The sequence below is a fragment of the Arthrobacter sp. MYb229 genome (assembly GCF_002975405.1).
Taxonomy (GTDB): domain Bacteria; phylum Actinomycetota; class Actinomycetes; order Actinomycetales; family Micrococcaceae; genus Glutamicibacter.
This window is the reverse complement of record NZ_PCPS01000001.1, coordinates 906571-929575: the sequence shown is the minus strand read 5'-3', so window position 1 is coordinate 929575 and position 23005 is coordinate 906571. Positions and strand designations below refer to the sequence as shown.

At 59.9% G+C, this 23005-nt stretch carries 25 protein-coding genes; 8 read left to right on the top strand and 17 right to left on the bottom strand.

Features of this window, described 5'->3' with window-relative positions; all coding sequences use genetic code 11:
- Nucleotides 1-52: 52 nt before the first annotated feature.
- On the top strand, nucleotides 53-589 hold the full coding sequence (locus CQ019_RS04385; RefSeq protein ID WP_105569017.1) for a hypothetical protein: 537 nt from the start codon (nucleotides 53-55) through the stop codon (nucleotides 587-589).
- Here the strand turns inward: CQ019_RS04385 and CQ019_RS04380 are convergent.
- A complete protein-coding gene (locus CQ019_RS04380) occupies nucleotides 586-1311 on the bottom strand; it encodes an SOS response-associated peptidase (protein WP_105569016.1) in 726 nt (241 codons plus the stop codon). The two genes, CQ019_RS04385 and CQ019_RS04380, sit on opposite strands and share 4 nt — an antisense overlap.
- Nucleotides 1312-1459: 148 nt before the next feature.
- Between CQ019_RS04380 and CQ019_RS04375 the strand changes: the two genes are divergently transcribed.
- Nucleotides 1460-1738 carry a glutaredoxin domain-containing protein gene (locus tag CQ019_RS04375; protein WP_105569015.1) on the top strand — a complete coding sequence of 93 codons (279 nt, stop codon included), beginning with the start codon at nucleotides 1460-1462 and terminating at the stop codon, nucleotides 1736-1738.
- 97 nt (nucleotides 1739-1835) lie between these two features.
- On the opposite strand, the gene CQ019_RS04370 is transcribed toward CQ019_RS04375, so the two are convergent.
- Nucleotides 1836-2573, bottom strand: a complete 738-nt coding sequence (locus CQ019_RS04370) for a lipoate--protein ligase family protein (protein ID WP_258133849.1) — start codon at nucleotides 2571-2573, stop codon at nucleotides 1836-1838.
- 121 nt (nucleotides 2574-2694) lie between these two features.
- Between CQ019_RS04370 and CQ019_RS04365 the strand changes: the two genes are divergently transcribed.
- Nucleotides 2695-3312 (top strand): uridine kinase, encoded by a 618-nt coding sequence (locus CQ019_RS04365; RefSeq protein WP_258133848.1) that lies wholly within the window; start codon nucleotides 2695-2697, stop codon nucleotides 3310-3312.
- On the opposite strand, the gene CQ019_RS04360 is transcribed toward CQ019_RS04365, so the two are convergent.
- Nucleotides 3303-4121, bottom strand: coding sequence for a thioesterase family protein (locus tag CQ019_RS04360; RefSeq protein WP_105552199.1), 819 nt, complete (start codon nucleotides 4119-4121; stop codon nucleotides 3303-3305). The two genes, CQ019_RS04365 and CQ019_RS04360, sit on opposite strands and share 10 nt — an antisense overlap.
- A gap of 78 nt (nucleotides 4122-4199) precedes the next feature.
- The gene (locus tag CQ019_RS04355) at nucleotides 4200-4775 is read right to left on the bottom strand and encodes a helix-turn-helix domain-containing protein (protein WP_105569013.1); all 576 of its coding nucleotides are present in this window, start codon (nucleotides 4773-4775) and stop codon (nucleotides 4200-4202) included.
- A gap of 77 nt (nucleotides 4776-4852) precedes the next feature.
- Here CQ019_RS04355 and CQ019_RS04350 point away from each other — a divergent pair, with 77 nt between their 5' ends.
- From CQ019_RS04350 to CQ019_RS04340, 3 genes are all read left to right on the top strand, one after another.
- Entirely contained in the window at nucleotides 4853-5782 is a 930-nt protein-coding gene (locus tag CQ019_RS04350) for an NAD(P)/FAD-dependent oxidoreductase (protein ID WP_105552200.1), read from the top strand.
- 46 nt (nucleotides 5783-5828) lie between these two features.
- Complete coding sequence (locus CQ019_RS04345) at nucleotides 5829-6833, top strand: helix-turn-helix domain-containing protein (protein WP_105552201.1); 1005 nt, start codon at nucleotides 5829-5831, stop codon at nucleotides 6831-6833.
- Between the two features lie 540 nt (nucleotides 6834-7373).
- Complete coding sequence (locus CQ019_RS04340) at nucleotides 7374-7577, top strand: cold-shock protein (RefSeq protein WP_096254701.1); 204 nt, start codon at nucleotides 7374-7376, stop codon at nucleotides 7575-7577.
- A gap of 77 nt (nucleotides 7578-7654) precedes the next feature.
- Here the strand turns inward: CQ019_RS04340 and CQ019_RS04335 are convergent, their stop codons facing one another.
- The 10 genes from CQ019_RS04335 to CQ019_RS04290 all read right to left on the bottom strand — a co-directional run bounded on the left by CQ019_RS04335 (nucleotide 7655) and on the right by CQ019_RS04290 (nucleotide 19155).
- Complete coding sequence (locus CQ019_RS04335; protein ID WP_105569012.1) at nucleotides 7655-8884, bottom strand: FAD-dependent oxidoreductase; 1230 nt, start codon at nucleotides 8882-8884, stop codon at nucleotides 7655-7657.
- Nucleotides 8885-8935: 51 nt separating this feature from the next.
- Complete coding sequence (locus tag CQ019_RS04330; protein ID WP_105569266.1) at nucleotides 8936-10207, bottom strand: MFS transporter; 1272 nt, start codon at nucleotides 10205-10207, stop codon at nucleotides 8936-8938.
- Nucleotides 10208-10347: 140 nt separating this feature from the next.
- Nucleotides 10348-11322: a class 1b ribonucleoside-diphosphate reductase subunit beta gene (gene nrdF, locus CQ019_RS04325; RefSeq protein ID WP_105552203.1), complete on the bottom strand. Its 975-nt coding sequence runs from the start codon at nucleotides 11320-11322 to the stop codon at nucleotides 10348-10350.
- A 213-nt stretch (nucleotides 11323-11535) separates the two neighbouring features.
- Entirely contained in the window at nucleotides 11536-13674 is a 2139-nt protein-coding gene (gene nrdE / locus CQ019_RS04320) for a class 1b ribonucleoside-diphosphate reductase subunit alpha (protein WP_105552204.1), read from the bottom strand.
- 2 nt (nucleotides 13675-13676) lie between these two features.
- Complete coding sequence (gene nrdI, locus CQ019_RS04315) at nucleotides 13677-14159, bottom strand: class Ib ribonucleoside-diphosphate reductase assembly flavoprotein NrdI (RefSeq protein WP_096284909.1); 483 nt, start codon at nucleotides 14157-14159, stop codon at nucleotides 13677-13679.
- Nucleotides 14160-14226: 67 nt separating this feature from the next.
- Entirely contained in the window at nucleotides 14227-14457 is a 231-nt protein-coding gene (gene nrdH, locus CQ019_RS04310; RefSeq protein ID WP_096284911.1) for a glutaredoxin-like protein NrdH, read from the bottom strand.
- 450 nt (nucleotides 14458-14907) lie between these two features.
- Entirely contained in the window at nucleotides 14908-15723 is an 816-nt protein-coding gene (locus CQ019_RS04305) for a PfkB family carbohydrate kinase (protein WP_105569011.1), read from the bottom strand.
- Entirely contained in the window at nucleotides 15720-16472 is a 753-nt protein-coding gene (locus tag CQ019_RS04300) for a YggS family pyridoxal phosphate-dependent enzyme (RefSeq protein WP_308727233.1), read from the bottom strand. The genes CQ019_RS04305 and CQ019_RS04300 overlap by 4 nt, the downstream gene beginning before the upstream one ends.
- Before the next feature lie 94 nt (nucleotides 16473-16566).
- On the bottom strand, nucleotides 16567-18291 hold the full coding sequence (gene poxB / locus CQ019_RS04295; RefSeq protein WP_105569010.1) for a ubiquinone-dependent pyruvate dehydrogenase: 1725 nt from the start codon (nucleotides 18289-18291) through the stop codon (nucleotides 16567-16569).
- 84 nt (nucleotides 18292-18375) lie between these two features.
- Nucleotides 18376-19155 (bottom strand): YggS family pyridoxal phosphate-dependent enzyme, encoded by a 780-nt coding sequence (locus tag CQ019_RS04290; protein WP_105569009.1) that lies wholly within the window; start codon nucleotides 19153-19155, stop codon nucleotides 18376-18378.
- Nucleotides 19156-19290: 135 nt separating this feature from the next.
- Here CQ019_RS04290 and CQ019_RS04285 point away from each other — a divergent pair, with 135 nt between their 5' ends.
- A complete protein-coding gene (locus CQ019_RS04285) occupies nucleotides 19291-19905 on the top strand; it encodes a DUF2249 domain-containing protein (protein WP_146113314.1) in 615 nt (204 codons plus the stop codon).
- Here the strand turns inward: CQ019_RS04285 and CQ019_RS04280 are convergent.
- Nucleotides 19902-20984, bottom strand: coding sequence for a PLP-dependent cysteine synthase family protein (locus CQ019_RS04280; protein ID WP_105569007.1), 1083 nt, complete (start codon nucleotides 20982-20984; stop codon nucleotides 19902-19904). The two genes, CQ019_RS04285 and CQ019_RS04280, sit on opposite strands and share 4 nt — an antisense overlap.
- A 394-nt stretch (nucleotides 20985-21378) precedes the next feature.
- Here CQ019_RS04280 and CQ019_RS04275 point away from each other — a divergent pair, with 394 nt between their 5' ends.
- Nucleotides 21379-21735, top strand: coding sequence for a hypothetical protein (locus tag CQ019_RS04275; RefSeq protein ID WP_105552210.1), 357 nt, complete (start codon nucleotides 21379-21381; stop codon nucleotides 21733-21735).
- Between the two features lie 357 nt (nucleotides 21736-22092).
- Here the strand turns inward: CQ019_RS04275 and CQ019_RS04270 are convergent, their stop codons facing one another.
- Together CQ019_RS04270 and CQ019_RS04265 are read right to left on the bottom strand one after the other, a co-directional pair.
- Entirely contained in the window at nucleotides 22093-22389 is a 297-nt protein-coding gene (locus tag CQ019_RS04270) for a transcriptional regulator (protein WP_308727232.1), read from the bottom strand.
- Entirely contained in the window at nucleotides 22382-22846 is a 465-nt protein-coding gene (locus CQ019_RS04265; RefSeq protein WP_105569005.1) for a hypothetical protein, read from the bottom strand. Before CQ019_RS04265 ends, CQ019_RS04270 begins: the two co-directional genes overlap by 8 nt.
- Nucleotides 22847-23005 lie beyond the last annotated feature (159 nt).

Here is a 23005-nt window from a genome sequence, read left to right as displayed (position 1 = left end):
TTTTAACTCCAGAGACAAGCGGTAAATGGCCGGACGTGGAAAGATAGTTCCCATGCCAGAATCTACAGCTCCGACACCGCGCAAGATCCCCGCGCTATCCTTCGGCCTCGGAATTCTCCTGCTGCTCGCGGGCAGCGCACTGCTCTGGTGGGACGGCCAGCAGATGGTGACGATCTATTCCGGGTCCTATGTGTCGTTGCGCGAGGATACGTTTTACTTCGGGCCCAGCGCCACCATGCTGCTGGGACAGCTTCTGCTTGGCCTCGGGCTCGCCGGTTGCGGAGTGGGCTGCGGCTTTCTGCTCTCCCGGGGCACCCTGCTCGGCCGGATGGCACCCTGGATCCCGCTCGGCCTCGGTGTGCTGCTGCTGCTCGCCGGCGGTGGCCTGCTGTGGTGGGATAGCGTCCAGGTGAAAACCTTTGGCTGGTTCGCCTACGCTCCGCTGAGCACCGCCGAGCTCCATGGGCAGATCTCGGCGAGCGCCGCAGCGATTTTCGGAAAGTTCGCCTTGGGGTTCGGCTTCGCGATGCTGGGTGCCGGTGCCGGGCTGTCGCTCGGTCGGCGTGCCGCGCGGCGGGGCCAGAGCTAGAACAGCGACTTGTGCTCTTCGATGAGCTCTGCCGAATCGTTGCGCACGTTGCCTACCGCGGGGTCCACCTCGTACAGGCTCCAGGTGGAGGCCACATCGTAGGCCTGAGCGCGGACCTCTTCGATCAGCCCCTCGCCGTCGGCTTCGCTCGGGTTCAGCCAGCGGGAAAGCATCTCCGGGTCCAGCGGGATCGGCAGCCGGTCATGCAGCCCGGCAAGCTCGCCGAGCACCCCGGGTTCCTCGGCGGAGGGTGAATCCATGGTGAGGATCGAGGTGGACAGAATCCAGTCCCCGTTTTCGTCCTTCCACCATTCGTAGAGTCCGGCGAAGAACATCAATTTCCCATCCTCGCGGTGCACAAAGAATGGCCGCTTCTTGCTGCCTTCCTTCTTCCACTCGTAGTACCCCTGCATCGGGACGGCTGCGCGACGCTTTTTGACCGCCGCCCGGAAGGTCGGTTTGCTGGCCGCGGTCTCGCTGCGGGCATTGAAGGCGCGCACCCCCACCGAGAGTTCCTTGGCCCAGCCGGGAACCAGTCCCCACCGGGCCACGTGGACCTGGCGGTGCAGGGCATCGTCGATCAGCCGCTCGAGCACGATCGGCACATCCGTGGTGGGGGCGACGTTCCATGAGTGGCGCAGCTGGAGGTTGTCATCCGCCTCGGCTTCGGCCTCCGCGACGAGGTCGCCGATCGCCTTGGCCATGACGTAGCGTCCGCACATGATTTTCGCCTCTCTTCGAACCTATCCGGTGGGCACCAGTGTAGTCCGCGCCCGGCGCTTCGGTGCGGACAACTAGTGCGTCATAGAATTCTTCTGGTCCGCGGGCGAAATGTGGAACAAATCGATAGCTCACGTGGTTGCATGAGGTATGAGCAACGAATTAAATCTTGAGAAGTATGTTCCTGCTGCGGGCGGGGTCACCATGTTCACCACCAGCTGGTGCGGCTACTGCCGCAACCTCAAGCGGCTGATGGATCAGAAGGGCGTGGCGTACACGGAGGTAAATATCGAAGATGTCGAAGGCACCGCCGAGATCGTGGAGTCCTTCAACGGCGGCAACCAGACCGTGCCGACTCTGATCTTCCCCGATGGCACTGCGGCCACCAACCCGCGCATCGAAGAAGTCGTCGAGCGCGTCGGCGTCTAAAGCCCTGCGGTAGACCGCACTGAACATTCGAAGCCCGGCGCTTTTCCCTCTTGGGAAAAAGCGCCGGGCTTCACTTGTTGCTCCGCTCCCTTGGCGGCTAGGATTCCAGCAATTCGGTGTGCTCCCGGTAGACGGCGAGCAATGCCTCGATAAAGCTTTCGACGGTGACCGAGGAGACCAGATCGTCGCCGGCGCCCACGGTGGAGGGCTCCATGGGGATTTCCATCGCCCGGTACACGGTGTCGAGCACCGCACGCAGCGGGGCGGAATCCTCGATGACAAAGACGCTGCTGAACAGCCAGGCCCCGGAGATCACCCGTTGCGCGGTACCGATAAGTTTTACCGGGACCTCGCTGCGTGACCCAGCGGTGGGCAGCCCGTGGACCGAGTAGTCCCCGGGGCAGTATTCGCCCGGGATCGGCCCCACGTGCGCGTCAATCTTGAGCCGGCGGAAGGCTCGGGCGTAGAGGTCGGCAAAAACCTTAAAGCGTTGCTGCTGTCCGATAATCGCTTCGGCATGCGGTTCGATATGATCCACGATCAACGTGCCGCGGTGATAGGCCGCTGCCCGTCCCCCGGCCTTGCGCACCAAGGGGGCAAAGCCGCGCGCCTCGGCCGCCTCGGCCGCACGCTGAAACCCGGGCAGGCGGACGTCGCGTTGGCCAAAGGCCAGCGTTGGATCCGGCCGATAGAAACGCAGCAGCGGGCCGCGCGTACCGGCCTGCACCTCGCGTAGCAGCTGAACCCCGCGTTCCAAGTCAGCTTCGGGATCCCCGCTGGCTTCCTCAAACTGGTAGGACAGCGGCGCGCTCGATTCGGGATTCCAAAGGGTCATGTTCAGAGTCTAATTCAGTCCGCTTCGTACGCCGGTTCACCATGCCTCAAAAGATCCCTCGGGGGCTGTGATGAGAGGCTCAGAATTCGGGTTCCGCGAGGTTCTGCGTGATAATAATCTGGTGCCTAATTCTTCCACCCCAGTGATCCTGCTCGGCGGTCCATCCGGTTCTGGCAAGTCATACCTTGCCAACCGTTTCGGCAATCCGCACCTTCCGCTGGACGAGTTCTACCGGCAGATCAGCGAAGATGGGCACCCAGAGTCGTTCCCGCGCACCGGATACGGCGAAATCGATTGGGACCATCCGCATACATGGAATCAGCACGCTGCCCTGAACGCGGTTGATGAGCTGCTGCGCCAAGGCCGCACGCAGGTACCGAATTATTCGATCGCTACCTCCAGCTACAGCGGGCATCGCGAAGTGCATGGAACCGGCGGGCCGATTATCGCCGAAGGAATTTTCCTCTCCGAGGTGCTGGAACCATTGCGCGCCGAGGGAATCAATGTTCAGGCCTACTATGTGGACGAACCAGCGCTGCTGACCACGGTCCGCCGCTTCATCCGCGACGTATCCGAGCGCCGCAAGCCGGTGCTGTTTTTGGTCAAGCGCGGCTATGCGCTGTTCCGCGCCCACGGTGCAGATCGCGAAACCTACCGTGCCAAGGGCTTCACCATCATGCCCAAGGCGCAGCTGAAGAAGCTATTGGCCGAATTAGCGGCTATCCAAGATCAGAGCTGACGCACGGTCAGTATCTGTTCGGCGCGGCCAAAGGGTCCGCTGGCATCGTGCAGCACGGTGGAGGTCAGGCCAATGCCGTCGGTGCCGTAGCTCTGCTGCACCTCGAGGCCGAGCCATTCTCCTTCGGGCGCACGGTACATGTGGATCTGCAGATCCAGGTTCGGGAACATCCAGCTGCCATCGCCGGGCTCGACGCGGGGCACCACGCCATTCGCGGTATCCACCAGCCCGATCAAACTTGCCAATCGCGAGGCCTGCACACCATCTAGCAGCGCATAAGGGGTCCGCAACCAGGCGATGCCCTTACCCGGGCGGCGGCCGGGAGCGGCGCGGAATTCGATGGAACGAATGTACCCACCGGGCCACTGCGCGGAAATGTTCTGCGGTTCGCTGTCCTCGGGACCCGGTACTTCGGCATCTTCAGTTCCCGCAACCGCGGTTGAGTCTGCGGTGATCACTCGCCAGGCTCTGGCGACGATGCTGGTGCGCCCCTTGGCCGTCATTTCGGCTTCGATCAGTTCGATGGTTCGGCCTGGGCGAATCATCCGCGTGGTGACCTCGAATTCACCGGCGTGGATCAGCCCGTGAATTTCGAAGCTCAACCGGGCGATGCGCATGTCATCGCGAGGCTGGAAGTTCTCCAAGGCATGCGTCAAGATCCCCGAAGCCGGCGCCATATGCTGTTCGTGAGGATTCCACGCTCCCTGGGTATGCCAGGAAGACCGATAGTGCCCTTCTCCCAGCTCTTCAAAGTAGAAGTCGCCGTTGGCAAGAATCTTGTCCAGTTCTTCTTCGAGCTGGTGTGTCATGAATCGATCTCCCGATCTGCAAGCTAAATGGTTCTTGATCACAGCCTAGCCAAACTTGGTCCGCGATGCGGCTTAGACTCAATGCCCGTCGTGATGGTGCGCGCGGGTGCCGGCGCTGTCCATCATGCTCAGCACCTCGGCGATACCGCCGAGGGCACGAATCGAGTGCGGCGTCATGGTGTCGAATTGTGCCGCCTGCCCGGCTTTCACGTGAAAGACTCGTTCGCCGAGCCGGAGCTGCACTTCGCCGGAGAGCACGGTGAACCATTCCTTGCCCGGGTGGACCCTGTCCTCCGTTGGGACCACCTGCTGCTGCGGGTCGTAGCGGATCTTCGTGACCACCACCCCGTTGACCGCGTCGTCGTCCGATAATTTCCACATCGTCATTCCCGGCACAGCGATCGGTTCGGGGCCGATGATCACGCCTTTCCCGTCGGCGGGAGCCACCAGCTCGTCCAAGGTGGTGCCCAGGGACTTGGCGATCGGCACCAGCTGGTCCAGGGCGATCCTCCGGTTGCCGGTTTCGATCCGGCTCAGCGTCGAAACGCTGAGTTCGGCCCGGTTCGCAAGGGCCTCCAGGGACCACCCCTTGCCTTGGCGAAGGGCACGAATGCGCTGTCGAATGACCGAGTCTAAATCCAATTCTTGCGTCATACGCAAAAACATACACGATCAATGCAATGTATCGATAGTTTGGATAGTGAATCAAAACCCCCGCGAAGGAGAGCATCATGGAAAAATACGACGCCATCATCATCGGAGGCGGCAACGCAGGACTAGCCGGAGCCATCGCGCTGGCCCGTTCCCGGCGCAAAGTCCTTGTGGTCGATGAAGGCAAACCACGCAACGCCGTCTCAGCGCACGCGCACAATGTGCTTGGCCATGAAGGCATCAGCCCACATGAGCTATTGGAGCTAGGCCGCACGGAGGCAAGGGACTACGGAGTCGAGTTTGCGTCCGCCCGCATTCAGTCGCTGAGCGGTTCGCTCGAAGAAGGATTCACAGTATCCACCGAGTCCTCGCAATGGCAGGCCGCACGCATCCTCCTGGCAACCGGACTAACCGACACCCTGCCCGAGATCCCAGGACTGCAAAAAGCCTGGGGAACCTCGGCCCTGCATTGCCCGTACTGCCACGGATGGGAGGTGCGCGATCAGCGCATCGCCATCTTAGGTGTCAGTGAAATGAGCACGCATCAGGCCCTGCTCTTTGGCCAGCTCAGCGACGCTGTCACCTACGTTAACCATGCGCAGCAAACGCTGACAAAAGAAAACCGCGCACTGCTCGCCGCAGTGGAAATAGAAATCGTCGACGCGCAAGTCACCGACATAGCCGTCAGCGATGAAGGACAGGTGCAGTCCTTGGCTTTGAACAACGGAAGCACCCTGGACGCTCAGGCCGTAGTGGTGGCAAGCCAGATGAAAGCAAACGCGTCACTGTTCCTCCAGCTCGGCGGGCACTTGAGCCAAAACCCCATGGGCGAGTTCATCTCGGTCAACGAGATGGGAGCCACAAGCGTGCCAGGAGTCTACGCAGCTGGCAACGCCTCGAGCCTAGGGGCAATGATTGGTTTGGCAACCGCCGCCGGAACTATGGCAGGCGCCGCCATCAATGCTGATCTAGTTATGGAATCGGCCAAGAAAAAATTGGCAAGAAAGTGACTCTCGGCTTGAACTCTCCCCTAAGGGCAGACAATACGATGTCAACATGGAGTACAGCATTGGAGAATTTGCCGCGTTAATGAACGTGACGGTGAAGACGCTTCACCACTATGAAAAGCTCGGCCTGCTCAATCCGGCTCGGGTCGATCAGTTCACTGGGTACCGAAAGTACAGCTCGGCCCAGTTTGAAACCATGATGCAGATTCGCCAGCATCAGCATCTTGGACTCCCCTTGGCTGCTATCAAGCGGATCATTATCGACGAAGTCGATGACGACTCGTACGAAGCGATCCTCGAAAACAGGAAAGACTCACTGCGAGACAGGATCACCAAGGATCTGCAAACCTACGGTGCGCTTGCAGCAACCTTGGGCATAGAAGATGAGCTTTCAGGTTTTGCCGAGATGTATTCGGCGATGCACACCATCGTTTGCGACAGGGTGCCACCGCCAATGCTCAGCGGATGCCTCCGTCCAATGCCGCCCCACGTTGACGGCTCCGGCTTTACGCATGGGCCCCGCTCGGCATTGCTCAGCATTTCGGTACCGCTCGCGTCCAGAAGCGTCGGGAATCTCAGGCAGGCAACAAAGGCGCTGGCCGAGAAGCTCTTGCCAGAAGCCGAGGCCGAAGAAGTCAAAGACCAGATCTGGTACTGGATCGAGACAATGGACGCCCCGGAGGAGGGGACGCTATTCAGAATGCACGCAGGCATCGAGGCAAGCGCGGAAACCTCGATTGCACCAGGAGCAGTGAAAACTAATTTGCCTGATTTTCAAATTTCTTTCACCGGACACGGTTTCCGGGCATTTGATTCTGGAGCGTGGCGGCAAATGACCAACCACGTGCACCACGAGATGTACGAGCAGGGAGTCCTGCCAACGGGTCCACTATTTGTCCGGCTAGGCGAAAACTCCGATTATCCCGGGGAATCTTTGGCCTTCCAAGGGGGTGTCCGCGACGATTCGATTCGCCGATCCTTTGACGGAGACGATGACCTGGAAGACGAAGACGAACCCGCCAACCCATTCGATCACTGGTACTCCGATATGTAGCCCTGGGTGCCCTTGTCCTGCAGCCAACCCCTCGATGAGAGGCCGGCTGTAGGACAAGGGCGAAAAATGATGGTACGCTTAATTTGTTACCTCGACGTTTGCAGGTGTGAGTCATCCGCCAGCGAATGTTAGCAGTTTAGATTTGTAGCAAGACAAGCAAATCGTCTGTGCAGCAAATCGGTTCAACGATTCTTCGGAATTAGCGAACTCCTATCGAAACGAATTTTCATCTTCTCTTCTTCACCGCTTACAGCTCGTCCAGGCGCTTCTCAGCGTTTCCACGATGCGGCTTCCAAATTCTACTCCACTGACTCTGGCCATTATTCCACAGTCATGTCTATGGACCGCAAGGACATTTAGCGTGCGTAGCGACCTCCGTTTTGGCCGGTATCGGCAAAATCAGCATTCGATCGCTGATACCGACGGCATGGAAATCGCCCAACATAGTACTGCTCGAGGTAACCACTAATTTTCCGTTTCGGATTTCGACTCGGCAACAAGGTCACGTAGTGGCCAATGAATAAATAAGGAAATAAAAACATGGCTACTGGCACCGTAAAATGGTTCAACGCTGAAAAGGGCTTCGGCTTCATCGCTCCTTCCGATGGATCGGCAGATGTGTTCGCACACTACTCCGCAATCCAGAGCTTCGGTTTCCGTAGCCTCGAAGAGGGCCAGAACGTTGAGTACACCCTGGAAGCCGGTCCAAAGGGCCCACAGGCAACCAACATCCAGGCTCGCTAAGCTTTAGCAACTGCCAAACTTTTGGTGCAGTACCGTCCGTTTCGGATGGTACTGCACCATTGGTGTTTCTAGGGGTCCTAGCGTTCCGCTGAATTTCGCTTTGCAGCTTCCGGCGGGCGTTCGCGCAGGATCCCTACCCCCAAAAGCCGGGCTGGAATCGAAGTGAGCTTGGGAAACGTACGCAAGATTCTCGCAACAGGTCCCGGCAAGAGCACGTCATTGCTTGTTTTCATCAACCGCCGCAATCCTAGGTGCATCAGCCGCTGGGTGCTCTGGACCACGATGGTCGGGAGGATGCGCCGGTTCTGGACAGCGGCCACATCCCGATCCGAAATCGTTCCGGCTTTGAGCGGCTCGGCAAGTATTCGAGCCGCCGCGACTGCATCCTGAACCGCCAGGTTCACGCCCACTCCCCCAACCGGGCTCATGGCATGTGCCGAATCCCCGATGCACAACAGCCCGCGGCGCCACCACCGTATCGCGCGGTTGAGTTTCACATCCAGTAATTTAGCGTCCTGAAGTGTCAGCGCCGGGACCCCTTCTTCAAGTTCGGGAGCGGCCTCGACAATCGCCCGGTGCCACCGTTCGGTACCTTGAGCACGCAGCTCTGCGTCTTTCCCCTTCGGCAAGAGCATCGCTGTCTGAACGTACCCGTGCCTGGGAATAAGCACGAAAGATCTGTCCCTGGTGAAGGCCGGAGACAATACATTCTTTAGATTCAATGCTCCGGGGATCTTGAACCACCAGACGTCAATTGGCACGGCGAACTCTTTAATGGCGAGCCCCGCAGCATCGCGGATCTTCGACCATCTTCCGTCGGCCGCGATGGTCAACAGCGCGTGCATTTCGCCGATTCCGTCGGGCCCCGAATAACGTACGCCCACAATGCGTTCTCCCATGGTGAGCACGTCGGTCACGTCGCAATTCATGCGCAGGTCAAAATTCGCTTCGGACTCACCGGCACGAGCCAATAGATCCAGGAAGTCCCACTGCGGAGCCATCGCGATAAACGGATAGGGATGGTTGATCTTGGACAGGTCGAGAACCGTGGCGCGGGCCCCGTCTCGTGCGGGAAATTGCGCCTGGGACACCTTGCTGTAGCCGATCTTTTCAAACTCTTCCATCAATCCAAGTTCCTCAAGCAGCAACATCGTGGATGGGTGGATGGTGTCGCCACGGAAGTCACGAAGAAAATCCTGATGTTTCTCAAATACCGTCACGGGGACTCCGCTCCGCGCCAAGAGGAGTCCGGCCACCATGCCGGCCGGGCCACCGCCAACGATGATGCATCGAGTTCTATGTGCCATGCGCGCTATCCCTTCAGCAACTGTCCGTGAATTTCACCTTCGCACTAATTCCTACTCATGGATAGCCTCCGGCGCGGACCTCTTGATGTTCAGCATGATCATGATCATCGCGAGGGCGAGGAGGACTAAAGCCAGTCCTTGGAAACCGATGGCGGCTAGAATCGGTCCGGCGCAGAGCCCGCCCATCACCCCGGCCAAGCTCATGCAAAGATCTGAAGTACCTTGCAGTTGCGGGCGTTCGTTGATTCCCACGGCACCGGAAATCATGGTTGATCCCGCAACCGTTGCGGCGGACCAGCCCAGGCCCAAACAAAGCAAGGCCATGGTGGTAACCACATGATCTGCGGAGTTGCTCCAAACCAAGACGCTGGCGGAGATCAGTAGCGCCTGCCCCGCCAGAATGATCACCCGTGAACCGCATTTGTCGGTCAGCCACCCGAAGACCGGCGACAGGGCGTACATGCCGGCCACGTGCATGGATATGGTGAAACCGATCAAGGTGAGCGTTGCGCCATGGTGCTGCATATGAATCGGGGTCATCGACATCATCGACACCATATACATATGCGACAGGGCCACGGTGAGCACCGCCCGGCGCGCGGCTACGGACGTACGCAATATATGCCATCCGCGGCGGCGGGCCTGCCCGGAATCCGGCCGGCCCAAAGCCTGACGCTGCGCTATTCGCAGCGGGTCGGGCCGGAGCCCGATCCAGTAGACCAGTGCACCGGCTAGCTGTGCGCACATGGCGATCAGGAATCCGCCGGTATAGGGCGGAAGGTTGATGTACTGGGCGATTACCTCACCAGGCTCAAAGAGATTCGGACCGATGACCGCGCCGATGGTCGTTGACCAGACGACTACCGAAAGATCGCGTCCACGGGTGGCCTTCGTGGAAAGATCCGTGGCGGCGAATCGCGATTGGAGATTCATTGCGGCACCCGTGCCAAGGATCAGCATGCCCAGCATCAAGAGCGGCCAGAAGTCGAGGAATGCGGCGGCGATAATGACCACGATGCCGCTTGCCGCCAGTATTGCACCGCTCGAGAGGGATATCCGTCGCCCATACTTCTGCGCCATCAACGCCAGCGGAATTGCCATGAGCGCCGCGCCCAGCGTATTCATCGTGGCTGCCATGCCTGCCAGTGAGTCCAGACCCGAGATGCTGACGATCAGCAAGGACCCCAGAGTCAAGGTGGCTCCGCCGCCTAGCCCACCAAGGATTTGTCCGGCCGCAAGTACCGAAATCGATTTGCGTCGAATCCGTTGCACTTGCTGCTCGTCTAATGTGCCCAGATCATTGGATGCTGATTCGATCTGCACATTCACCCCCGCGTTCGCTCATCACTGGATCCGTTACTGTCCAAGTATCCACGATATGCAGCTGGCCGCGGGCTTATTTCTTCGGGTACGGCAATGGCCCCGTTGAGAAACGGGGCCATTGCCAGGAAGAGACTAAGCGCTTAGAAGTCCCAGTCCTCGTCTTCGGTGTTCACGGCCTTGCCGATCACGTAGGAGGATCCGGAGCCGGAGAAGAAGTCGTGGTTCTCATCGGCATTCGGGCTCAATGCCGACAGGATCGCTGGCGATACGTCGGTGACGGTTGCCGGGAACATTGCCTCGTAGCCCAAGTTCATCAGCGCCTTGTTGGCGTTGTAGTGCAAGAACTTCTTGACGTCCTCGGACAGGCCTACCGGATCGTAGAGATCGTGGGTGTACTGAACTTCGTTTTCGTACAGCTCATACATGAGTTCGAAGGTGTAGTCCTTCAGCTCCTGCTTGCGCTCTTCGCTTGCACCTTCCAGGCCCTTCTGGAACTTGTAGCCAATGTAGTAACCGTGAACGGCCTCATCGCGGATGATCAAGCGGATCAGGTCTGCGGTGTTGGTCAGCTTCGCGTGCGAGGACCAGTGCATCGGCAGGTAGAAGCCCGAGTAGAACAGGAAGGATTCCAGTAGCGTCGAGGCGATCTTGCGCTTGAGCGGATCTTCGCCATGGTAGTAGCTCTCGATAATCTGAGCCTTCTTCTGCAGGTTCACATTCTCCGTGGACCAACGGAATGCCTCATCGATCTCCTTGGTGGAAGCCAAGGTAGAGAAGATGGAGGAGTAGCTCTTTGCATGCACCGATTCCATGAAGGCGATATTGGTGTACACGGCTTCTTCGTGAGGGGTCAGCGCGTCCGGGATCAGCGAAACTGCGCCGACGGTACCCTGCAGCGTGTCAAGCAGGGTCAGTCCGGTGAAGACGCGCATGGTCAGCAGCTTCTCGGCTTCGGTAAGGGTGCCCCAGGACTGGATGTCGTTGGACAGCGGAACCTTCTCCGGCAACCAGAAGTTATTGACCAGTCGGTTCCAGACCTCTACGTCTTTCTCGTCCTGGATACGGTTCCAGTTGATTGCTTCAACCTTGTGGGTGAGCTGAATCTTCTCGGTCATTGCCCCTCATCGAAACGCTAAATCGTGTTTATAACTTTGCCTACTACTCTACCGTTCTTTCGAAACCGGCAGATGCAGTCAGGCCTTCATGGATTCCAGATTCTTGACAATCTGACTTGGTCTTACATGCGCAACAGCTGCCGCGTGGGAGGACCAGACGACAGCTGTTGCGTGAAATTAATGACCAGCTAACTGGCCACTAACTAGGAGTCTTTACAGCATGCAGGAAACGCAGCCTTCGACCTCGGTACCTTCCAGCGCAAGCTGGCGCAGGCGGATGTAGTACAAGGTCTTGATGCCCTTGCGCCATGCGTAGATCTGCGCCTTGTTGATGTCACGAGTGGTCACGGTGTCCTTGAAGAACAGTGTCAGCGACAGGCCCTGATCCACGTGCTGGGTTGCAGCGGCGTAGGTATCGATGATCTTCTCGTAGCCGATTTCGTAGGCGTCCTCGTAGAAATCGATGTTCTCGTTGTTCATGTAAGGAGCCGGGTAGTAAACGCGGCCAATCTTACCTTCCTTGCGGATTTCGATCTTCGCGGCGACCGGGTGGATCGAGGAAGTCGAGTTGTTGATGTACGAGATCGAGCCGGTCGGCGGAACGGCCTGGAGGTTCTGGTTGTAGATACCGTGCTCCATGACCGAAGCCTTCAGCGCATTCCAGTCTTCCTGGGTAGGAATGTGGATTCCGTCGAAGAGTTCGCGCACGCGCTCGGTGGCCGGAGCCCATTGCTGCGAGGTGTACTTGTCGAAGAATTCACCGGAGGCATACTGCGAGTTCTCGAAGTTGTCGAAGGTTTCGCCGCGTTCGATGGCGATCTTGTTCGATGCGGTCAACGCGTGGAACAGGATCGTGTAGAAGTAGATGTTGGTGAAGTCGATGCCTTCTTCGGAGCCATAGTAGATGTGCTCGCGGGCCAAGAAGCCGTGCAGGTTCATCTGGCCCAGGCCGATGGCGTGCGACTTCTTGTTGCCATCGGCAATCGACGGCACCGAAGCGATGTAGGACATATCCGATACCGCGCTCAGGGCGCGAATCGCGATGTCCACCGAGCCGGCGATATCCTTGCCGTCCATGGCCTTGGCGATGTTCATCGAGCCGAGGTTGCAGGAGATGTCCTTGCCGACCTTCGAGTAGCTCAAGTCGTCGCCGAACTCCGAAGCCGAGGAAACCTGGAGGATTTCCGAGCAGAGGTTCGACATGGTGATCCGGCCCTCGATTGGGTTCGCCCGGTTTACGGTGTCCTCGAACATGATGTACGGGTAGCCGGATTCGAACTGGATCTCCGCCAGAGTCTGGAAGAACTCGCGGGCGCTGATCTTGGTCTTCTTGATGCGCGAGTCATCGACCATCTCTTCGTACTTTTCGGAGACCGAGATTTCGCTGAACGGCACGCCGTAGACGCGCTGCACGTCATACGGGCTGAAGAGATACATGTCTTCGTTCTTACGGGCAAGTTCGAAGGTGACATCCGGGATGACCACGCCAAGGGAGAGGGTCTTGATACGGATTTTCTCGTCGGCGTTTTCGCGCTTGGTATCCAGGAAACGGTGGATATCCGGGTGGTGGGCGTTGAGGTATACCGCGCCTGCGCCCTGACGTGCACCAAGCTGATTTGCGTAGGAGAAGGAATCTTCAAGAAGCTTCATCACTGGGATGACGCCGGAGGACTGGTTCTCGATCTGCTTGATCGGAGCACCGTGCTCACGCAGGTTCGATAGGGACAGCGCCACGCCGCCGCCGCGCTTGGACAGCTGCAGCGAGGAGTTCACCGCGCGGGCGATGGACTCCATGTTGTCTTCGATGCGCAGCAGGAAGCAGGAGACGAGTTCGCCGCGCTGCGCCTTGCCGGCGTTGAGGAAGGTTGGGGTTGCCGGCTGGAAGCGGCCGGCGATGATTTCATCGACCAGGCTCGTTGCAAGCTGCTCATCGCCGCGGGCCAGGTGCAGGGCTACCATGCACACGCGGTCCTCGTAGCGCTCCAGGTAACGCTTGCCGTCGAAGGTCTTCAGCGTGTAGGAGGTGTAGAACTTGAAGGCACCGAGGAAGGTTTCGAAGCGGAACTTCTTGGCGAAGGCGCGCTTGAACAGATCGCGGATGAAGTTCATCGAGTACTGGTCGAGGGTTTCACGCTCGTAGTACTCGTGTTTCACCAGGTATTCGAGCTTCTCATCCAGGTCGTGGAAGAAGACGGTGTTGTTGTTCACGTGATCCAAGAAGTACTGGCGGGCTGCGTAGCGGTCCACCTCGAATTGGATCTTGCCGTCTGGACCGTAGAGGTTCAGCATGGCGTTCAGATCGTTGTAGCTCAGGCCCTGCATATTTGCGGGGAGCTCTTTGGTGTCATTCATCGTTACTTCTTCTTGTGCGACGCTGGTGCCCAAAAGGTTTCAAGCCCTTCATTGACGTTGAGAACATCTTCCGGCGTTCCCATAAGTTCGAATGTGTACAAAACGGGTACGTCGCATTTGGCAGCAATTTTCTTGGCCGCGATGCAGTAGTACTCGCCGAAGTTCGTGTTCCCTGCGCCAATCACGCCACGCAAGTTTGCGCGGTTCTCTTCGTGACCCAGAAATTTCAAAATCTGGGGAAGGATTGAACGCTTCCCGCTTTCGCCGCCGTAGGTTGGTATGAGCAATACATACGGTGCCGTTGCGATCAGTTGCGGTTCGGTTGCAAAAACCGGGATGCGAGCCGCACTGAAATTCAATTTTTCTACGAAGCGCAAGGTGTTCTCCGATACCGAGGAGAAGTAAATCAAGTTGGTATCGGTGTACACCTTGGCTTCGTGAGCCTCAGCGTTTTGCCGTCGATCGGCAACTGCTGCTGGTGGCATTTCTTCGCCTCCGCTAGGTGGTCGACGAGTAAGTTCCCTTGGACCCCGTGCGGGGCCCGGATGCCGACTAGTTGGCTACGGCCAAGGTAGCGATCTTGTCTGGGCGGAAACCCGACCAGTGATCGTTGTCGGTGATAACGACCGGCGCCTGCTGGTAGCCAAGGCCGCGGACGTGCTCCAGGGCGGCGGCATCCTGCGAGATGTCTACCTTGTTGTACTCGATGCCCTGCTTGTCCAAAGCGCGGTATGTAGCGTTGCACTGCACGCAGGACGGCTTCGTGTAAACGGTGATTGCCATTTCCCTGTTTCCCCTTTTTAAAAGTCCTTGTTTTGGCTCGGACTCCACCATTTTCTGGTGCTTCCGGCCACCCTCTCGGATGCCCCAAATTGCTGTCTATGGGGTGTTTTCGGTGTTTCACTCACCAACGGGTTCAATACTACATCTTGTGTTTGGCCGGTCAAGTGGCCACAAGATGATGTATTACAAGTATGTCATTCATCCACCGAGCCGTCCACAGCCGCTGTGGATATTAACGGTCATTTAAACCCCGATTTCTCGCGGTCGGCCAAAACTTGTCCACAGCCTCGAGGATGGTCGATGTGGTTTAAAAATTCTTCATGTGAGATGTTCCTCGGCGTGTTCCGCGTCGTCTTGCCCGACGCCCGGACACAAGATGTGCCCTAGCTCCAGTGTCCGCCGGCGAACCGACATTTTAGGCGCGCTCCGGCGGACTGTGGGTAAGTGATTTCAGCCCGCTTGCACCGCGAAGGCCGGGTGCACCCCGGCCAACGCCTCGGAGGTCCCGGCAACCGCGAGGGACACTGCTTCGGGCAGGGCGAGGCCGGAGAGCAGCGCACCGGTGAGCTGGCCCAGGAAGCAGTCCCCCGCCCCTTTGGCCTCGGTGCTAATCCGGCCGGTGTCGAACTGCTCGAGCTCTTCCTCGTCCATCGCGAGCAGGCAGCCGATGAAATCTTTGTCGTCGGTGGGCGCGGAGGTGACGATCACATGCGCGGGACCGGCCTCCATGAGGTCCAAGGCCGCGTTGGCCGCGTCTTGTTCGTCGTGGATCTGGGTTTCGGTGAGCAGCGCGAGCTCGAAGCAGTTCGGCGTCATCAGCCAGGCATGCTCGATCAGGTGCTCGGCATAGCTGGAGGCGACCTCCTCGCTCGCGTAGAGCCCGACGTCCGTATCTCCGAAGGCGGTATCCAGGATCAGCCGCAGCTTCGGGTAGCGGGCCCGGGCGGCGAGGAACCATTCGGCGATGATCCGCCCCTGGCTGGCCGCCCCCAGATAGCCGACGACCACGTAGCTGGCATCGCGCAGCGCATCGCGGTTGAGCAGGTCCTCCAGAATCGCGCCAAGCCACTGATCCGAGATGGGGCCGCCGGCCACCGAGGGATAGTGCGGCAGGTTGCTGAGCAGCACGGTGGGAACCGCCACCGCGCGATGCCCGGCCAATTCGATCATTCGGGCGATGGCGTTGTTGCCCACCGAACCGTAGGCCAGCTGGGAGCTGAGCACCACGGCGGCGACCGGGCGGGTGTCTAGCTCAAAGCCGCTCACGCGTTCGCCTGCGGGTACTGGCGGGCGCCGAAGATCCCCTGGCCCACGCGCACCACGGTGGCGCCTTCCTCGATGGCCAGCTCGAAGTCCCCGCTCATGCCCATGGAGAGCTGGTCGAAGCCTTCGGGGGCTCCTCCGGCACGCAGCTGCGCCGCGGTGGTGCGCAGCAGCGCGAAGCTGGCGCGGATGGAGGACTCGTTCGTGGTGTTCGCGGCCATGGTCATCAGCCCGCGCGGGATGAGCCGGTCCAACGGGGCGATGGCTTCGAGCAGCGCGGAGGCCTGGCCGGCGTCGATCCCGGATTTGGTTTCTTCGCCCGAGGTGTTGACCTGTAGGAAGACCTGGAGGCTGCGGTCCTCGGCTTCGAGGCGACGCTGCAGGGTTTCGGCGAGCTTCAGCGAATCCAGGGCGTGGAACTCATGGGCGAAGCGAGCCACGAACTTCGCCTTATTGCCCTGCAGCGGTCCGATGACCGCATAGCGCAGATCCGGGTAGTCGGCGGCGAATTCCTCGTATTTGGCCAGCGCTTCCTGGACCTTGTTCTCCCCCAGGGTGTCCACTCCGGCATCGATGGCCAGACGCAGCCGGGCAGGCTCGATGGTTTTGGTGACCGGCAACAGGCGCACCGCGCCGGCTTCGCGGCCGGACCGGGCGGCAGCGGCGGCGATCTTCTGGTTGACGCTCGCCAAGTTCCGGGCGAAATCCTCGGTGGTTGCCGCCTGGGCCGCGGCCGGTTGCGAAGTTATCAAAGCGCCTGCGCCTCTTTCTGTTTGGTGGTGCTCGCTGCAAAAGCCGGCCCCGCTCACGCGGGCCCGGCTTTAAGCATAGGCATAGATCCCGGTGCTAGAACATTTGGCGCCAATTGGTCTTGGCCAGATCGAACAATTCGTCCCCGCGCCCGGAGAGCACCGTGCGGATGGCATAGAGCGCGAAGCCCTTGGCCTGCTCCACCTTGATGCTTGGCGGCATCGACATTTCCTGCCGGTCGGTGACCACGTCCAGCAACGCCGGCCCCTCGTGGGCGAGGAATTCGTTGACCGTGGCCTCGAGCTGCGCGGAGTCCTCCACCCGGAATCCCTTGAGTCCCGCGGCGTTGGCCACCGCACCGAAGTCGGGGTTCTCCAGCTCGGTGGCATAGGTCACGAAGCCGGCGGCCTTCATTTCGAGTTCCACGAAGTTCAGCGAGGAATTGTTGAAGACCACCACCTTGATCGGCAGCTTATTCTGCGTGGCGGTCAGCAGCTCGCCGAGCATCATCGTCAGCCCGCCATCCCCGGCGAAGGCGATCACCTGCCGCGTGCGGTCGATTGCCTGGGCGCCCAGGGCGTGGCAGAGGGCGTTGGCCATCGAGCCGTGGTTGAAGGAGCCGAGCAGCCGGCGGTCTTCGGTCATGCTCAGGTAGCGGGCCGCCCAGATCACCGGGGATCCCACATCGGCGGTGAAGATCGCGTCTTGATCCGCCGCCAGGTCGATCAGCCGGGCCAGGTATTGCGGGTGGATGGCCGCCTTGCCGCGCGAGGGGGTGGCCAGCTCGTCGAGTTTGGTGCGGGTTTTCGCGTAGTGCTCCAGCGCGTCGTTCAGGTGCTTGCGCTTGCCCTGCCGGGGCAGCAACGCCGACAGCGCCGCGGCGGTGTCCTTCACCGTGCCCACCAGGGGCACATCCACGGTGGTGCGCCGGCCGAGCTGTTCCCCGCGCAGGTCGACCTGGATGATGCTGGCATGCTGCGGGTAGAACTGCTGGTAGGGGAAATCGGTGCCGAGCATCAGCAGCACCTCGCATTCCTCGATCGCCCGGTAGCCGGAGGCGAAGCCGAGCAGCCCGGTCATGCCCACGTCGAAGGGATTCTCGTATTCGATATGCTCCTTGCCGCGCATCGAGTGCACGATCGGGGCGGCGAGCCTATCGGCCAGCTCCATCACCTCCGAGTGCGCCCCGGCGGTGCCGGCCCCGGCCAGGATGGTGACCTTGGCCGAGGATTCAAGCAGCTGCGCGGCGCGGGCAAGCTCCGCGTCATCGGGCAGCACCCGCGGGTTGGTCTTGACGATCGCTTGGGTTCCGCTGCGTTCCATTTGGGAGAGCGCCACGTCTCCGGAGATCACCAGCACCGCAACCCCGCGCTTTTCGATCGCCTCGCGCATGGCGATGCGCAGCATCCGCGGCAACTGCTTGGGGTCCGAGACCTGTTCGGCGTAGACCGAGCAGCCGCGGAAGATTTCTACCGGGTGGGTTTCCTGGAAATAGTTTGACCCGATCTCGTCGGTGGGGATCTGCGCGGCAATGGCCAGCACCGGTACCCGGGAGCGTTGCGCGTCGTAGAGCCCATTGATCAGGTGGAGGTTTCCCGGCCCGCAGGAGCCGACGCAGACGGCCAGTTCCCCGGTGAGTTCGGCTTCGGCGGTTGCGGCGAAGGCGGCGCCCTCCTCGTGGCGATGATGGATCCATTCCATCTCCCCGTTTTCGCGCAGCGCATCGGTCAGCCCGTTCAGCGAATCTCCCGGGACCCCGTAGATGCGCTTGACACCCTGGGTGTGGAACTGTTCGATCATGTGTTCGGCGACGGTAGGCATTAATTTCCTCCTGCAAACAAGGGGCCGGATTCCACCGGTTGATAACGCTCAGCCTACGAGAGAAAAGCGCCGGCTGGCTAACCGCTAACCGGCAAAGCCCGGCCAGTAATGCGAATCGGGCAGTGCACGAGCACCGAAGATCCCCTGGCCCACCCGCACCACGGTCGCGCCTTCGGCGATGGCCAGCTCGAAGTCCCCGCTCATCCCCATGGACAATTCTTCCAACCCGATCCCCTCGGGTGCCTGTTCGCGCAGCCGATCGCGCAGTTCCCGCAGCGTGGTGAAGCAGGTACGCACCGCCTGTTGGTCGGAGGAGAAGATCGCAAGGGTCATCAGCCCCTTCACCCGCAGGCGGTCCAGGCCCGGCAGCGAACGCAAGAATTCAGGGGCCGCTGCCGGGTCCAGGCCGAATTTGGTTTCCTCGCCAGAGGTGTTCACCTGCACGAAAACATCCAGGGTGCGGTCTTCGAGTTCCAGCCTGCGCTGCAGCGCGGTGGCCTGGCGCAAATTATCCAGGGCCTGGAATTCGTCGGCGAAGCGGGCCACGTCCTTGGCCTTATTCGATTGCAGGTGGCCAATCACCGAATATTTGAGCCCCGGAATGTCGGCGAGGTTCTGCGCCTTGCGCGCGGCCTCCTGCACCTTGTTCTCCCCCAGCCAGTCCATGCCCGCCGCGATCGCCAGGCGCAGCCGCTCTTCGGGCACCGTTTTGGTCACCGGCAGCAGTCGCACGCTGCCCGGCTCCCGCCCGGCAGCGAGTTCGGCCGCCGCGATGCGCCCGCGGACTGAGGCGAGGTTTGCCTTGAACTGCGCCACGGTGTTCGCGGTGGGCGCGGCGCTTGAATCCGAGGTTGCCTGGTTCATACGGTATTGCTCCTGCATCTGACCGGAGATGTTGCTGATCTGGCTTCATCGTAATACGCCACGGGCCGCCCCGGGCTCATAGCAACTAGGCTAGAGGCAACCAGCGGGCAGGCGAGCGAAACCTTGGAGGTTGCAGTGGAGGAACAGTCAAGCAGTCACGTGGTCGATGCGCGGAACATCCCGAAACCCGAACGCCACGGAAAAATCATGGAGGCCTACGACTCCTTGCCCACCGGCGGGTACCTGAGCCTGCTCAATGACCATGAACCGGTGAACCTGCACGCGGAATTCGAACGCAACCTCCCCGGCACCTATATCTGGGAGGCGACCGAACGGATTGGCGGAGACTGGGAAGTCATCATCACCAAGCTCGCCAGCACCCCGGCGCCGCGCATCATGACGAACACGGCCTGGCTCGGCGAACAAGGCAGCACGGTAGACGGTGCCATCTGGAAGCTCGAACCGGAGGGCCGCGACCTGGATGCGAATGTCATCGCGCTGGCGCCCAGCCAGGAAATCGGCGAACACCGCGGCCCGGAACTGGACGTACTCATCCACGTGTTCGAGGGCACCGGGACGCTGCACACCGAAACGGATTCGATCTCGCTGAAGCTCGGCGACGTGCTCTACCTTCCGGCACGTTCCAGGCGGCACTTCGTCGCCGGAGTCCACGGGCTGAAGTACTTCTCGGTGCATCAACGCAAGAAGACCTTGGGCCTGATGCCGGTGCTGCGCCCGGACGCCGATTAGCCTTCGAACCGTCCGGAGTCCAGGAATCTTTCAAGCTTCGCGCGGTGCGGTGCGAGGTCCAAACCTTGGGCGTCCAGCCACTGCTGGTTGTAATAGGTGTTGGCGTAGCGCTCGCCGGAGTCGCAAATGAGCGTCACGATGCTTCCCTTTTCCCCGCGTTCGAGCATGCCTGCAATGATCTGGAAGACCGCGTAGAGGTTGGTTCCCGTCGACCCTCCGGTCCAGTGCCGGGTGTGTGCCCGCAGCAGGTACATGGCGGCCAGCGAGCCCGCATCGGGCACCTGGATCATCTGGTCGATGACCCCGGGCACGAAGGACGGCTCAACGCTGGGCCGGCCAATCCCCTCGATCCGCGACCCGAGCCCGGTGGAGTACTGCATATTTCCGGTACGCCACCCCTCGTAGAAGGATGAGTTTTCCGGATCGGCCACGGCCACCTGGGTGTCATGCTGGCGGTAACGCACGTATCTGCCAAAAGTCGCCGAGGTGCCGCCGGTGCCGGCGCCGACCACGATCCATGAAGGAATCGGGTGGCGTTCGGCCGAAAGCTGCGAGAACACGGATTCGGCAATGTTGTTGTTCCCGCGCCAGTCGGTGGCTCGTTCGGCGTAGGTGAACTGATCCAGGTAGTATCCGTCGGATTCCTCGGCGAGCTGCCGGGCCGCAAGATCCACTTCGCCGGCGGCATCGACGAGGTGGCAGCGTCCGCCATAGAACTCGATGAGTTCAATTTTCTCCCTGCTGGTAGTCCGGGGTACTACAGCGATGAAAGGCAGGCCGAGCATGCGGGCGAAATACGCTTCGGATACCGCGGTGGAGCCGCTAGAGGCTTCCACAAGAGTGGTGTGCTCACCGATTTTGCCATTGACCAAACCGTAGAGCAGCAATGAGCGAGCCAAACGGTGCTTGAGCGATCCGGTGGGATGCACCGATTCGTCCTTCAAGTACAGGTCGATTCCCCACTGCTTTGGCAGCGGAAAGACATGGAGGTGGGTGTCGGCGCTGCGGTTCGCATCTGCGTCAAGTAGGGCGATCGCGGCTCGGACCCAATGGTTTGCTTTGGTAGTCTGCTCAGTCACGCACCCACTCTATCCTTTGTCCTTGACTTGGCGCAGAACGAGTATGCCGGTGGCCGTCGGGCTGCTTGCTGGAGGAATCTCGCAAACCACATGGGGACGGCTCATTGAGTGGCTTCCTGGCCGGGGATGCACCAAACTGCGTTGCATTCCAAGGCGCGCATTGGCTTTGCTCCCGGGGCCGACCGGCTCAACACGCTGCACCGCAATCTTCAGATACGCTGGATGCCCAGTTTGGTTGCGAGATCTCAAGACCAGCCTCGCGTACGCTGTGAGTTCGCAATGAGCTAAACCCTCCACTATTGAGAGTTATCTTCGGGCTGGCTAGGGTAGATTGAGTGGCCCGAGTTACCAAAAAGTAACAAACCACGGGATCCTCAACGAGAGTAGGGTAAAAATGTCAAAGACTGCCAAGACTTTCAAAGAAGTCGAGAAATCGCTGAACAAGTTGGCTAAGTCAGCCAAGGCAGAAATCCCGAAGGATCTTCGCGAGACGTGGAATAACGCAATCTCCGGAGTGAACGGTGAAGCTATCGGCAACGCGGGCGCCAACCTGATCGAAAGCGTCAGTGGCAATTCGAAGGCCGCGCAGCGCACCCGTTCATCCGTTGAGAACGCGGTGAAGACCGCGCAGCAGAAGCTGGGCGCGCCAAAGAAGTCCTGCAAGAGCGGCAAGCTGTTGCTGGTCGGAGCAGTCGTTGCGGCGATTATCGCCGTCGTTGTCTCCAGCACGAAGAAGAGCGCCGCTCACTAATCTCTCGCATTCAAGCTAGTCAGCGCCTAAGACCGTGGTTCTGAAAGTTTCGGAGCCACGGTTTTCGCGTGCGTGGAGCAAAAGCAATTGGCTGCGCTACCAGCGGCTGCTTGCCGCTATCTAGCGAAAACGCCAATATTCTGATCACGGCTAGTCCCAAACCTCAGGATCGTTGGCAAACGGCCGAATCGGCTTTCAGAATGCCCAATCCCGGCCGGAGCCAAAACGCGTTACGGCTCGGCTCACCTGAGGCAAGATGAGAAAACGTTTCAAGCTCCACGTTCGTGAAGCAATAGCGTGATGCCAACACGCCTCCTGGCCTCAAGTCGGCAGCCCGGCCACGCGGGCGCCCAAAGACTAGTAGCTACCTTCCGTTAGCGCCCGAAGCGCTGCGACATGGCGGACATAAGCCTGCCGCCCGTTGGGAGTGAGCATTAGCCGCATATGGCTTCGCCCACCCTTCGAGAATTTTTCCACGTCGATAAATCCGGCCTCGGAGAGCTGCTTCAAATGCTTGCTCAGTACCGAATCGGCAATTCCCAACGAATCACGCAGTTGAGCAAACTCGACATATTTGAGTGGAGCCAAGCTGGCGCAGATGCGCAGACGGATTGGGGCATGAATTAGTTCATTGAACTCCCCGTGATTAGACATCGCGCTCATTCGCGTCTTTGAGCCGATTCTTGATCGTTGCCGTGCGCATACCGGTCATGCACAAACACAGAACACCAAATAGCGCCAGCCATTTCAGGCCCACCTCGCCCCAGGACCCAGGTTCCCAGAAGCTAGCGACCTGCAAGGTCAACATAAAAAGAAGAACATAGCCCATGTAGCGGCCTGAATGCTTGAGAATCGGACGCGCCTTGGGCCGCTTGCGCATCAGCAGGACATACCAGAAACCCAGAGGAATGATCAGCAGAAGCAGCGCAAAGAAGACCGGCCATGACACGTAGTTCGCCAATGCACAGATCGTTGCCACGAAAGCCAGCATGGCATACATGATTTTACGCGGCGCCTCCGTGGCACCTACCATCGCCTCCGAAGCATCTTCTATTTCGGCCAGTGCTTCGCGCGGCTCATAGTTGCCCGCCACATGCTTTCCGCTGTCCATCACACCCTACTTTCCATTAAGGAAAGTCTTGTCTTTCCATGATGGAAAGTCAAGGTTTCTCCGCGCCTCGCCTACCGAGCCGAGCTACCCTGAACAAGATTTCGAGCCTGCTCGGAAATATCTCCAAGCAGACCCGATGCCTTGCAATGACTACCGCTG